Consider the following 13,956-nt stretch of genomic DNA (forward strand, 5'->3'; position numbering starts at 1 on the left):
CAAATCCTCCCCACTTGTGGGGAGGTGGCAGCCGCGCAGCGGCTGACGGAGGGGGCTCGCGTCCTCACGCCACGCCGCCTCAGGCCTCCCGCCCCCTCCACCGCCTTCGGCGGTCCCCCTCCCCGTTCCGGGGAGGATCTTATGGCCGCTTCCGGTCGTTCTTCGACATTCGTCGTCCCGGACTTGATCCGGGATCCCGCTTTTTGAGGCATCGACTGGCTTCGGAAGGTCAAGCGGGACCCCGGATCAAGTCCGGGGTGACGATGAAAGACAGGCGCGCGTTCCGGTGGATAGCCAATCGGTGATCCCCGGCGAAAGCCGGGGTCCAGGGCGTTGGAGTGCCGACGCTGCGCCATTACGCTCTGGATCCCGGCTTTCGCCGGGAATTACATCGGATAGGACCGAAACCGGCCGTCAGCTGCCTTCGCCTTCAGTTCGGATAAGCAAGCGGCGGCCGCCAGCCGCTCTGATCGACCGCGTCGCTGACCTTGTAGACCAGCCCCTTGCCGTTCAGGAACAGCTTCTCCATTTCGGGCCGGGTGAAGGGACGCGAGCCGACGCGGCCGAAGATCGCGATCTGTCCGCCCGTCTCGTCGACCGCGCGGTCGCGGTCAAGGCCCTTCGACAGCGACAGCGCCGGCGCCGGGGTCTTCGCCCAGGCGATCAGCTCGGGCGTCGGCCTGGGCGAGAAGCCGTAGAGGCCGGGATTGTCGGGGCTGGTGAGCTGGAGCACCTTGATGCCGTTCCGCCCATCGGCGACATAGGCGAACAGCGAGGCGTTGGTCGTCGCGACGATCACATCCTCGGCATCGCTCATCGCGCCGCCGAAGGTCAGCGGTGGCCCGGCGATCGGTGCCGTCGGCCGCGTCACATCGACGATGACCAGCCCGTCGCGCTTCGCCGCGACATACATATAGGTGCGCGCGAGATAGATTTTGCGCGCGTCGGCAAGCCGCACCGTCCCCGATGGCACGGGCACCGGCCGCTCCATATGGGTGATGTCGAACAGCTTCACCCCCTCGGCATCGGTGACCCACAGATAGCGGAACTGCACCGCGCTCGCCCGCGCGTCGGTGAGCGGCAGCCGCGCAGTGATTTTCGGTTCGAGCGGGCTCGAGAGATCGACGACGACGAGCCCGGTGTCGGCGGCGATATAGGCATAGTCGCCCGCGAGCGTGACGTGCCGCGCGCCCGCGAGCATATTGTCGGGGTTCCACGTCAGCGCGCGGGTCAGCCTGTTGTTGCGGAACTCCCCGTCGGCGAGGGTGTCGATGTCCACGAGGATCAGCCCCTCGACGCTGTCGGTGATCACCGCGTAGCGATAGAGGGGATGGAGCGCCTGCTCATGGTTTTCCGGGAAATTCTTCCGGATATAGTCGTTGCGCGCCATGCTGATCGGCTGGGTGGTGCCGATCGCCATGCAGGTCGCGTTCGCGGTTTTCACATGCGTGTCGTGGCCGAGCGGCGAGAAAGGCGCGCGGACGATGCGCTCGGAGAAGCCCTTGTTGCCGATCGAGGCGACGTCGTAGACGCGGAAACCGCCCTTGCCCTCGGCGACGAACATATATTCGCCGCGCTGCTGGAGGCAGTTCACCCGCCCGCTCGTCCCCTGGACGATGTTGCGGAATTCCTCGAGCGCGTGGCTTTCGCCCGACCCCTTCCTGTCGAAGGTCTTGCCGCGCACCCAATTTTTGAGCTCGCGGCCATTCTGTTCGACGTGCAGCTTCCAGTAATCGGGATAGGCGTAGCGCTGCAGATAGCTGCCGATCACCGCCTGCGGCTCGTCCCATTCGGTGACGCGCGTCGCCTGGAAGCCGTCCTCGAGCCCCGACCAGACATTGAGCCCGGTGAAGTTGACGAAATTGGTGCCCAGCAAGAGGAGCTGCGACATGATCGCATTATTGTCGTCGGCCGCCGACAGGTGACAGTCGGTGCACTGCTTGGTTTCCTGGCGCCGCACCGTATGCGGGAAATGCGGCGCGAAGGCCTGGCTCGAAAAGCCCGCCGCCGAGATCGGCGGCTGCTGCACATAGATGCGCTCGCGGTTGATGTTGGTCGACGACAGGATCAGCGCCGAGGATGAGCGGATCGGCGCAATGATGCCGCGCGGGCTGCCGTCGGCGTCGGGCTCGCCCGGCTTGGTGAGCATGTGCCGGCCGAGCTGGAACATCTCGTCGCGCGCCACCTGCGGGTTGTAGGTCGCGAAGTTGCGCGTCTCCTCCCCCTCGAAATGGTGCATGCTCGTCTTCCAGTTCGCCTCGATCGGCAAATGGCAGCCGCCGCAGCTCGTCGTCCACGAGAGGTGGCAGGTGAAGCAGGCCATGCGGTCGTCGCCGTGGGCGCGATCCTCGCGTCCGACCCCCGGTCCCCAGGCGAAGCTGCCGTCGTCGGCGCCCGAGCGCGACATCAGCTTGGCGCGCGCGGCCTTGGCGTTGAAATGCGGCCCCGGCGTCACCGCCTGCTTGACGAGGCTGACCTGCCATTCGAGCTTGGGGTCGACGATCGAGCGCTGGATCAGCCCGGTCACCTCGCCGTCGTCGCCGTACTGGAATTCGAAGCGCCGCCGCCCGTCCGAGTTGCGCAGCAGCGCGAGGTTCGTCCCCTGCGGCCGCGCCGCGACGTTCGAGGTCAGAAGGTTGGGCAGCGCGTCGGCGGTGCCGTGGCAGTCCTTGCAGCCGATCTCGACCGCGTTCGCGACCTCGCCCTGGATATAGCCGTTGCCGTGCGCGTCCTGCGCGAAGTGGCAGTCGGCGCACTGCATCCCCTTTTCGGCATGGATATCCATCATATGGACCGTCTTGCCGGGGTTGAGCCCGGGCGGCACGAACTTACCCTCGACCCCGGGTTTGCCCGGGTCGGCGCTCGCGAGGCAGAGGTCGCGCTGCTTCGCGTCGCTGTAATGCGCGCAGCTCTTGCGCCATTTCTCGGGATCCCTGGGGTCGACGATATGCGCGGTGTCGGTGCCGTAGGTCGCCATATTGCCTTCGGCGTCGAGCAGATTGCCGTTGCGGTCGCGCTTGAAGACACCGCGGAAGTTCCAGCCGTGGCCGTGATAGTCGGCGAACTGCGTGTCCTTGTTGCTGTCGTTGACGTCATAGACGTCGCGCAGGAATTCGACGTCGGACCAGAGCCCGCGCGGGCTTGCCCCCTCGGGGTTGCGTTCGAGCGTCCGATGGACCTCGGCCGCGGTCGGATAGCGCTGCTGCTTGTAGGTCTTCCGATACTCCTCGTCGCTCATCCCCGGCGGGCGCGGCGCCGTGTTCTCGGGCCCCGGCCAGAGCTGCGGCGCGTCCGATTCATAATCCCACATCGTGTAGCCGAGATAGGAGTTCAGGAAGATGTTCGGCTGGTGCATGTGGCAGTTCATGCACTGCGCGGTCGGGATCGCGCGGGTGAAGGCGTGGGTGATCGGGTGCCCCGATTCGCCGCGCGGCTTCGCCTGCGCCCCGGCCGCGGCCGCGGCGGGGTCGATCAGCGCCCCATGCCCCTCGGGCGAGGGCGCATGCGCGGCGGCATCGGCGTGCCCGCCGCCGTGCGCCGGATCATCGGGCATCCATTTTTTGCCCGCGATGGTCGGGTCGACCGTCGCGCTCTCGCCGTCGCGGCCATAGGGGGCGTAGGTCAGGCTGTGGCGCGGCTCGCGGTCGTTGGCATAGATGACGTGGCAGCCCGCGCAGCCCGACTGGCGATAGTCGCCGGGCTGGTCGTTGGTCCCCATGAACCACATATAGGGGTCGTTGAGGCGCGTCTTGTGGAGGTTGAGCACCGCGATCGCGACGCGCAAGCCAGTGCCCGGACCGCGGTTCGACTGCTTGAGGTCGGGACGCCCCGGCTCTTCGAGCCGCTGGATGCTGCCGGTCGGGTTGGGCAGGCCGATCTCGGGGAATTGCGTGTTGATGTTGCGCCCGCCGCGCTCAAAGACGCGGAACACGTCGCTCGGCGGCATCACGCTCCAGCGCGGCAGCGGATAGAGCCGCGCGAGCGCGCCGCGCTTCGTCTCGCTGTCGGTCAAGATCTTGTCCGACGGGAAACTGGGCTTGCACGCCTCCTTATATTCCTCCGCCGTCAGCCGCGACGAGGGTGACAGCACGCACGCCGCCTCGCCGGTGCGCGTATAGGCCTCGCCGAAGATCGAGTTCTTGAAGGGGACGATGCCGTTGTTGTAGGCGCCGCCCGCCCAGAACATCGCCGCGGTCGACATCAGCGAGCGCTCGGCCGCCTCGATGATCTCCAGGTGGCAGGCGCCGCAGGCCTCGCGCGCGACGCGATAGTCGCTGGGGTTGACGAAGCGGATATATTCGGGCGCTTCCTTGTTGAGCAGCGTATAGCTGCGCTTGGGGTTCGCCGAGGTGCCGCCCCACGCGCCGGGCAGCGTCGGCTGCGGGTGCGCGCGCTGCATCACCGCCTTGTTGTGCGGGTCGTCGTAGCCGAGCTTCGGGTCGCCGACCTCGCGCGCGTCGCCGCCGTGGCAGTCGGTGCAGCCGAGGCGCACCGCAGGGGTCGCGTGCATCGTCGGCCGGTCGGTGCGGACGTGGCAGCTGTAGCAGCCTTGCGACTTCGCCATCATCTCCGCCTCGCTCTGCTCGCGCGGCGCGGGCGGGGTGAAGCGATAGTCGACCTTGACCGGCTTTTCCTCCTCCGACGCGCGAACCATCTGCGCGCCGAAGGCGAGCGACATCGCGAGAAAGGCGAAAAGGGCGAGGAGCTTGCGCGGCATCGGCTAGAAACTCACGATCAGATTGGCGAGGATCGACACATAGATGTCGTCGCGCTGCTTGTTCTCGAACAAATCCTTGAACCCCGCACCGGGGACGAGGACCGCGGCGCTCAACCGCCCGACGATATTCTGCGTCGCCTTGGGCCGCCAGATGCCGGCCAGCGACAGGTCCCAGCCGACATCCCTGGGGATCGAGCCTTCGCTGCGCAGCACCTGCAGGCTCGATGTGTTCTCGAACCACAGATGGTTGGCATTGGCGCTGACGCGCACCTGCGGCGACAGGTCGAAATCGGCGCCCGCGCCGAGGAGGATGGTGCCGGGGTTGTTGAAGTTCGACTGCCCCTCCTCCTTCGACGAGCGCAGTGAGTTCAATATGCCGTTGCGGCCGTTGATCGAGATAACGCGCCCGCCGCCCGCGAAGGGGATGGTCTGGCGGATCCAGTAGCTGGTGTCGGCGCCCGCGAAGATCGGATTTTCGAAGATCGCGTCGAAGCCGCCCTCGGTGTCGTTATAGGGATCGCCGTCGCCGGTCGCGTAGAGCCCCGACAGGCGAAAGCGCATCCAGTCCTGATCGTAGCTGAGTTCGGCGGCGCCGAAGCCGGCGCGGATATTCGCGGGCTCGCTGGTGAAGAAGCTGTTCCGGTCCTCGCCGAGCGCGGCATAGAAGCTCGCGGTCAAATTGAGCCGGCCGATCCGTCCGTCGGCGCTGTAGCCCAGATAGACGACGTCATAATCGCGCCCGCGCAGATCGCCGAGCAGCGCCGGCCGCACCGGAAAACCGTTGTGGTCGATCTGGATATCGCCCTTTTCGCGGTTGATGTTCCACGTCGCGCTGACCTGGCTGGTCAGGCCGACGAAGGGGAAGTCCTGGCGATAGACGTTGGCGGTCAGGATGAAATCGTCGCGGGGGGTCTGCGTGATATCGTTGAGCCCGCTGTTGGTGTCCTTTTCGAGCCGCCAGAAGGCCGCGAGATTATATTGGAAGCGGTTGTTGTCGCGATTGCCGAAATAGCGGATGCCGAGCTGGCTGTCGTTGAACAGGAAGCCGCGGAAATCGCTCTGGAACGGCTGGATGCCGATGCGGATCGAATGGAAGTCGTAGCGGTCGCTGTCATTGCCGAGATGCTTGTCGATGAAGGCTTCCTGCACCCCGATGAAATGGTCGAAGCGATGGCTCTTCTTCGACGGGCGCACGTCGAGCACGCGCCGTTCGGGCACGTCGACATAGTTGATATTGTAGGCGAGCGTCAGGCGATATTCGACGTCGGGTGGCTTGAAGGCGGTCGAGCCCTTGATCAGCGCGAAACCGCCGATGAAGGTCTGCGACGCGACGAAGCTGCGGTTCTTGCCGAACACGTCGAGGCTGCCGGGGCGCGCCGTCGTCTGGACGCCATTGGGAATCGGGAAGGTGCGCGGCTCGAACACGCTGTCCGAAATCAGATTGGCGACGAAGAACCAGTCGTCACCCTTGATCGGCAGCCATTTGACCTTGCTGCGGTCGATCGGCCGGTCACCCTTCAGCGTATTCTGGTGATAGGGATCGAACCAGCGTTCCTTGACCACCCCCAGCGTCTCGATCAGCCGCCAGCGGTCGGGAATGGGAAGCTGGTCCTCGATCCCCGGAAATGCCTGCGGCGGCGGTGGCCGGAGCGCGCCTTCATTGTCCTGGGTCAACCGGTCGGGAAGATCGGGGTTGTAGCCCGGCCGGCGGCGGCCATCGAGGATCTGGGTGACGAGATCGTCGCCCATCATCTCGCGCCAGTCGACCGGCGGCGGCGGCGGGGTCAGCTCGTCGAGCGAGGGCTCGGCGGGCGCGGGCTGTTCGGCGGCCGGTTGCCCGGCCGCAGGCGGCGCGGCGGGCGCGGGCGCGTCGCCCGGCGCTCCTTGCGCCGCGAGGCTCGCGATCAGCGGCCAAAGGCTCCCCCCTGCCATCATCGCCTAGAGCCCGTCGCAGACATTTTGCTGCGCCGTGTCGAGGAAGGGCGCGAAGGGGCAGCTGATGTAGCGCAGCCGCACCGTCGCCCCGTCCGCCAGCCGCACGACGATGCGATCGGCGCGCATGTCCACCGGCGCGTTGCCGAACGCCCCCGTCCGCGCCCCGCCGTTGTGCGCGCCCAAAAAGCTGATCATGTCGTCCTGGTCGATGCCGTCTCCCGACACGCCGATGCCGCCGACCAGCCGGGTGCCGCGATAGAGCGGCACCGAGCCCGGAAAAATCTGGATGCCGTTCTGCAGCCGGTTGTGCCCCGGCGCGACGTCGGGCAGCGTCGTGCAGCGCTGCGGCGTATCGGTGGCGCTCGCGCCCGAAACATAGGCGAGATGCTGGCCGAGATTGCCGATGATCAGCGCCGACTGCAGCCCGGTCGAGAAGGGGTTGAACTGGTCGATCGGGCGCGACAGCGGGCCGTGCGGCCGCCCGAGCTCGCCGTCGGGGAAATAGGGACGCGACAGATTGCCGCCCGAGCGGTCGGCGAAGGCATAGGTGCCGGTCAGCGCCGAGGGGTCGTTCAGGAAGCTTCGCAGCGCGGGGACGAACTGGCGCACGTCGGCGCTGCCGTTCGCCGACAGCTCGGCGCCCGCCTGCGGGTTCGAGAAGAAGGTCGCGGTGCGCGCCTTCTGCAAGGACACGTCGGTGCCGAAGATCGGCGCGTCGGGCGAACGGACGATGCCGAGGATCTCGCCATTGGTGTCGACGACGCTGATCGACACCTGTGCGCGGCTGTCGAGCGGGCGGCGGATTTGCGCGCGGGCGCGGCTCATCACCGCGAAGGCTTCCTCGAGCAGCGCGCGCACCTCGGCGGCGGTCAACGGCGCGCTGTTCGACGCGCCGTCGGTGCCGGCGCGGATCGGGTAGCGGTTCGCGCCGCTGCCGTTGGTGAGGACGAAGGCGTCGCGGTTCGAAAACTCGCCCGCCGTCGAGGCGCGGATGCCCGACGCCTCGCTGCCATAGGCGGTTCCCGCGATCACCGCGGCGCTCGCATAGCCGGTGACCGCGATCAGGCTGCCCGCGCTGCCGTTGACGCTCGCGAAGCTCGCGCCGCCGCCGGTCATCAGCCCCGCGTAGGTCGCGTCGGAAAAGCGCAGGCTCGTCCCGTCGACGGTGATCTTGTCGGCGGTGATGCCCGCGGGCGCCTCGAAGCCGCGCGTGCCCGCGAGCGCGATGAACTCCTCAGCATCATTGTCGATGTCGAGCGTGTCGGGATCGCTGCCGTAATCGCCGTCGCCCATCACCCCGATGCCGCCGACGAGGACGCCATTCTTGTAGAGCGGCAGCCCGCCCGGGTCGGCGGAAAGGCCGAGCGGCGAACGCTTCGGCCCGATCAGCGCCGCCGTCCCCGCGGCGCCGAAGCGCGACGAGAAATCGCTGCACGGAAGCTGGCTGAACTGCACCCCGAACAGCGGCCCGCTTTCGAGCCCGAGCGTCGTCGGCGCCGGCGGGAAATGCTGCTGAACGATCTGGCTCGCGGTGCGGGTCGAAAAGGCGTTGCCGCCGCTCGAGAGGTACGCGCCGGTGATCGCCTTGGCGATCGCGCCGGCCTCGGCCGGGAAAGGGACATTCTGCGCGTCGATATCGTCGCCGTTCGGCGCCCCCGAGGTCGTCGCGGTCGCGCGCGCGCCGGTCATGCGAAAAACGGCGAGGACATTGCCGACGCGGTCGGTCACCGCGATCATCGACGGCAGGCTGCGCGCCTGCGCCTCGGCGACGGCGTTCGCAAGGATCTGCTGCACCTCGGCGATGCTCAGCGCCTGGGCGGCGGGCGGAGTGTAGAGCCCGCCGGTGGGGGTCGGGGTGGGCGTCGGCGCGGGGCTCGGCGTCGGCGTGGTGCCCCCGCCCCCGCCTCCGCCGCCGCACGAGGCGAGGAGCAGCGCGCCGAGCGCGGCAAAGGCGACCGAGCGAAAGAGGGCGGAGCGTTGCACACCCCTAGCTCCCGCATCCCCGAGCGAAGACGAGGGGGCCGTTCGAGCGGAGCGAGAACCCGCACAGCGCCTCGACTTCGCTCGGCAATGCCCCTCGTCTTCGCTCGGGGATGCGGATCGGATTTGATGGTTCTGCATGACTATCTGAGCGCCTGGATCGCGCGCACCGCGCTGCCGAGCGCGGCCTGGAAATCGGCGGGCCGATAGGAATTGGGGTCCTTGACCGCCGCATAAGCGCGGTCGATGTCGGCGCGGATGCCCGCGGCGGCGCCAACGGTCACGCGCCCCGACGACACCATCGCGCCGAGCAGGGTGTCGACCCCCATCACCGCCTGCGACGATCCGGCATAGTCGGTGAAGCGGTCGCCCACCGTCTTCGCCGCGATCGCATCGACCATCGCAAAGGCGTCGGTGCCCGAAAAGCCGCGCGACGCGAACGCCGCCTTCAGCGCCGCGACCGTCTGCGCAAGCGCGGCCGCCGCCGCGACCGCGCTCGGCCGGTCGGTGGCGATGGCGCGGTGGAAGGCCGCGCTGCGCGCGCCGAGCTGCTCGGCGAGCGCGGGCGAGGCGAGCCGCGCCGCGGCCGACAGCATGATCAGATTCTCGTCATTATAGGGCGGCATCCCCTCCGGGATGCCGGGGCGGCCCGGATTGTCGAGGCTCGTCTTCACCGGCTTCGCCTGGTCGTAGATGCGGCGGTGGCAGCTATGGCAGTCGAGGAAGAAGAATTCGGGGAACATCCCCTCGGTCCCACGCTTCGACTGGAAGAGCGCGAGGCTGCGTTCGAGCGCGGTCGCCTGTCCGACCGCCCACATCTGGACATGATCGGTGCGCCCGCCCGCGCCGCCGAACTTGCGCCAGCCATAGTCGGCGTCCTCCTGATGATGCGCCTGCAGCGCCGAGAAGAGGTCGAGCTCGAACGAGATGCGCGGATGCCCCGCCGCCATGATGCGATGCGTGACGAACTGCCCCTCGCCCGCCGATCCGAAATGGCAGTCGACGCACACGCCCGCGCGCACCACCGGATCCTCGAGCTTGCGAAGGCCCGCGCGAAGGTTCGCGAGATGCTTTTCGCGCATTTCGGCGCCGGGATCGGCGTTCGCCCCCACCCCGGCATAATGGCTGGCGATCCAGCCGCCTGCCGGGCCGTGGCACGATTCGCAGCTCACCCCGTCCTCGAGCGGCGCGGTGCCGCGGCTCGCCGCCGCGTCGCTGTGGCAGCCGAGGCACATCGCGGCTCGGCTCGGGTCGCCGATGCCGAGATTGCGCGCGATGAACTGGCTGCGGCTGTTCCCGAGCACCGCCCAGGCGCGGCTGTGCGCGCCGCCGGGGGTTGAGGGCTCCTGCCATTTCATCAGCTCGTCCTGGCGGACGACGGTGCCGTCGCCTTCCATCCGGCCGTGGCAGGTCGATCCGGCGCACGAAGCGACGCCGAGGAAGCGCCCGCCGCTCTCGCCCTGCGAGCGCGCCGGCGGTGCCGCGACGACAGCCGCGAGCGCGAGCGCTGCGAGCATCAGCACGAAGCCCGCCAACGCCGCCCAAGGCCGATCGCCGCGCTCCTTTCCAGCGTGCGTCGTCATCCGCAACAGTCCCCTTTCCTCACCCGGCGCTTTTGCCCCTGAGCGGTCCCTTACACTACCCCGAACGCCAGCATCGCGTCGGCCACTTTCTTGAAGCCCGCGATATTGGCGCCCTTCACATAATCGACATAGCCATTGCCCTGGTCACCATAGGTCAGGCAGCGCGCATGGATGCCCGCCATGATGTCTTTCAGCATCTGTTGCAGCTCGCCCTCGCTCCAGCTCCGCCGCTCGCTGTTCTGGCTCATTTCGAGGCCCGACACCGCGACGCCGCCGGCGTTGGCGGCCTTGCCCGGCGCATACATCAGTTTCGCGTCGCGGAAGACGTGGACCCCCGCAAGATCGGTGGGCATGTTCGCGCCCTCGCTGACCGCGATGCAGCCGTTCTTGACGAGCGTCTTCGCATCCTCGCCATTGAGCTCGTTCTGCGTCGCGCAGGGCAGCGCGACGTCGCATTCGACCCCCCACGGCGTCTTGCCGGGGATGAAGGTCGCCGACTTATACTCGCCGACATAATCCTCGATCCGCCCGCGCCGATGCGTCTTGTGCGCCTTCACCCAGTCGATCTTCTCCTGCGTGATGCCGTCGGGATCGTGGATAAAGCCGCCCGAATCGGACAGGGTGAGCACCTTGCCGCCGAGCTGGACGATCTTTTCGGCCGCGTGGGTCGCGACATTGCCCGAGCCCGAGATCACCGCGGTCTTGCCGACCAGATCCTGATCCTTCGCGCCAAGCATATTGGCGAGGAAATAGACCGCGCCATAGCCGGTCGCCTCGGTGCGGATCAGCGAGCCGCCCCATTCGAGCCCCTTGCCGGTGAGCACCCCGGTGAATTCGCCGGTGATCCGCTTGTACTGGCCGAACATATAGCCGATCTCGCGCCCGCCGACCCCGATGTCGCCCGCGGGCACGTCGACGTCGGCGCCGATGTGGCGATAGAGCTCGGTCATGAAGCTCTGGCAGAAGCGCATGATCTCGCGCACGCTCTTGCCCTTGGGGTTGAAGTTCGACCCGCCCTTGCCGCCGCCCATCGGCAGCCCGGTCAGCGCATTCTTGAACGTCTGCTCGAACGCCAGGAATTTGAGCACGCTCTCGGTGACGCTCGGGTGAAAGCGGATGCCGCCCTTATAGGGGCCGATCGCATTGTTGTTCTGGACGCGCCAGCCGCGCTGGACGCGGATATGGCCGTTATCGTCCTCCCAGCAGACGCGGAACGACACGACCCGGTCGGGTTCGGCGATGCGCCGCAATATCTGCTGCGAATGATAATCTTCCTTGTCGGCGATGAAGTCGAAAATATCCTCGGCGACTTCCTGCACCGCCTGCACGAACTCGTCCTGGCCGGGGTTGCGTTTCTTCACCCCCTGCATGAACGTCGGAAAATCGACGTGATCCGAAACTGCCATTGCACCCTCCCCCTCGCTCAGACCGGGAAAATTGGTGCGACCCCCATGTTTTGACGAAATTGTCGTTGACCGACCTTGCCCGACAAAGGCTACACCATCGCGGCGCAAAGGCAAGATGGCAGCGAGCGGACCGTCACCTTTTTCACGCGCGATGCGGAGGGGCAAAAATGAGCGAGACCAAAGGCCTGTCAGGTACCAACCGCGCGATATTGATCGCGGCCTTCGTGCTGCTGCTCGCCGCTGTTGGTTATGCGCTGTGGCGCGATTCGGATGCCCCGGCGCCCGCTTCCCCGGTCGCCACCGCCGCGCCGGGGGATGAACTCACCGCGCTCGAAGAACGGACGCGACGCGAGCCGCAGAGCGCCGAGGCGTGGACGATGCTCGGCGCCGCGCGCTTCGACATGGGCGATTTCGCCGGCGCGGCGGGCGCGTATGAAAAGGCGGTGGCGCTCGCTCCCGAAAGCGCTGCGATCTGGTCGGCGCTCGGCGAGGCGCGCGTGATGGCGAGCGCGCGCGACCCGATGCCGCCCGCCGCGCGCGAAGCCTTCGACAAGGCGATCGCGCTCGACGCGAAGGACCCGCGCGCGCGCTATTTCATGGCGGTGAAAAAGGATCTCGCGGGCGATCACAAGGGCGCGATCGACGACTGGTTCGCACTGCTCGCCGACACGCCGCAGGGCGCGCCGTGGGAGGCCGACCTTCGCCGCACGATCGAGCAGGTCGGCGCGATCCACAAGATCGACGTCGCATCGCGGCTTGCGCAGACGCAGGCGAGGGCGCTTGCCCCCGCCGAAATGCCCGTCGCCGCGCGCGCCATTCCCGGCCCGAGCCGCGCCGAGATGGAAGCCGCCTCGCAGCTTCCCAAGGGCCAGCAGGACGCGATGATCGCGGGGATGGTCGACGGGCTGGAGGCGAAGCTGAAGGCCAACCCCGCCGACGTCGACCGCTGGATCATGCTGATGCGCAGCCGCATGACGCTCGGCGAGACCGCGAAAGCGGCGCAGGCGCTGAAGGACGCCATCGCCGCCAATCCCGGCGCCGCGGGCCGGCTCAAGGCGCAGGCCGCGATGCTGGGCGTGCCGGGGGCGTAAGCATCGGGAAGCGGAGGGGGGCGGTCATTTGGATCCTCCCCACTTGTGGGGAGGTGGCAGCGCGAAGCGCTGACGGAGGGGGTTGGCGTCCTTGCGCCACGCCGCTTCAGGCCGCCCGCCCCCTCCACCGCCTTCGGCGGTCCCCCTCCCCGCAAGCGGGGAGGATTTCATCGTCCGCTCTCGTACAAAACCGACATCCGCCAGCGAGAAACGGGATTCGCGCAGAGGCGCGACAATATATGCTTTAATATTATTAATTCAGGTGATAGCCGATCGCTCGAACCCTTTCGCTTCACCCGGACCCGCCCGATGACCCCACCCATTTCCATCGCTATCGCCGGCGTCGGCAAGATCGCCCGCGATCAGCATGTCCCGACGATCGCCGCCGACCCGAATTTCCATCTCGCCGCCACCCTGTCGCGCCACAACGCGCTCGACGGCGTTCCCGCCTTCACCGACCTCGCCGACCTCAGCAGGGCGGTGCCCGACCTTCAGGCCATCGCAATCTGCACGCCGCCGCGCGGCCGGCTCGATCTGATGCGCGAGGCGATCGCACTCGGCCTCGACGTGATGCTCGAAAAACCGCCTGCCGCGAGCCTGAGCGAGGCCGAAGCCCTGGTTGCCGCGGCGGCGGCAAGCGGCAGCGTGCTCCATGTCACCTGGCATTCGCGCGAAGCCGCCGCGGTCGAGCCCGCGCGCGCGTGGCTCGCCGGACGCACAATCCGCCGCGTCGCCATCGACTGGAAAGAAGATGTCCGCGTGTGGCATCCGGGGCAGGAATGGATCTGGGAGCCGGGCATCGGGGTGTTCGACCCCGGCATCAACGCGCTGTCGGTCGTGACCCGGCTGCTGCCGGGCGCCTTGCTGCTCGACCGGGCCCGCCTGCGCTTTCCGGCCAACAAGGCGGCGCCGATCGCGGCCGACCTGTCGCTGCGCAGCGCGGGCGGCGCGCCGGTCGCCGTCGCGTTCGATTTCGACCAGCGCGGGCCGCAGAGCTGGGACATCCTCGTCGAGACCGATCGCGGAACGCTGGCGCTCGGCAAGGGCGCGTCGACGATGGCGGTGGATGGCATCCCCGTCGCCGTGCCCGATGTGCCCGAATATGCCCGGCTCTATCAACGCTTCGCCGAGTTGGTCGCCGCGCGCGAAAGCGACACCGACCTGTCGCCCTTCCGGCTCGTCGCCGATGCCTTCCTGCTCGGCGAGCGCGAGACGGTCGGCGCGTTCGACTGGAACGGATGATC

The 13,956-nt window shown here is 67.8% G+C and carries 7 protein-coding genes; 2 read left to right on the forward strand and 5 right to left on the reverse strand.

The annotated features are described in order from the left end of the window. Positions 1-430 precede the first annotated feature (430 nt). From ACOTSS_RS16060 to gdhA, 5 genes are all read right to left on the reverse strand, one after another. Positions 431-4,717: a hypothetical protein gene (locus ACOTSS_RS16060; protein WP_448688993.1), complete on the reverse strand. Its 4,287-nt coding sequence runs from the start codon at positions 4,715-4,717 to the stop codon at positions 431-433. Between the two features lie 3 nt (positions 4,718-4,720). After that, positions 4,721-6,652, reverse strand: a complete 1,932-nt coding sequence (locus ACOTSS_RS16065; protein WP_448688994.1) for a hypothetical protein — start codon at positions 6,650-6,652, stop codon at positions 4,721-4,723. Positions 6,653-6,655: 3 nt separating this feature from the next. After that, on the reverse strand, positions 6,656-8,635 hold the full coding sequence (locus ACOTSS_RS16070) for a heme-binding protein (protein ID WP_448688995.1): 1,980 nt from the start codon (positions 8,633-8,635) through the stop codon (positions 6,656-6,658). 140 nt (positions 8,636-8,775) lie between these two features. Further along, complete coding sequence (locus ACOTSS_RS16075) at positions 8,776-10,215, reverse strand: multiheme c-type cytochrome (protein WP_448688996.1); 1,440 nt, start codon at positions 10,213-10,215, stop codon at positions 8,776-8,778. Between the two features lie 50 nt (positions 10,216-10,265). Beyond that, positions 10,266-11,621 (reverse strand): NADP-specific glutamate dehydrogenase, encoded by a 1,356-nt coding sequence (gene gdhA / locus ACOTSS_RS16080; protein ID WP_448688997.1) that lies wholly within the window; start codon positions 11,619-11,621, stop codon positions 10,266-10,268. 167 nt (positions 11,622-11,788) lie between these two features. Here gdhA and ACOTSS_RS16085 point away from each other — a divergent pair, with 167 nt between their 5' ends. Beyond that, on the forward strand, positions 11,789-12,712 hold the full coding sequence (locus ACOTSS_RS16085) for a TPR domain-containing protein (RefSeq protein WP_448688998.1): 924 nt from the start codon (positions 11,789-11,791) through the stop codon (positions 12,710-12,712). A gap of 309 nt (positions 12,713-13,021) precedes the next feature. Next, entirely contained in the window at positions 13,022-13,954 is a 933-nt protein-coding gene (locus tag ACOTSS_RS16090) for a Gfo/Idh/MocA family protein (RefSeq protein WP_448688999.1), read from the forward strand. Positions 13,955-13,956: the final 2 nt, after the last annotated feature.

It is taken from the genome of Sphingopyxis sp. NJF-3 (assembly GCF_053514865.1).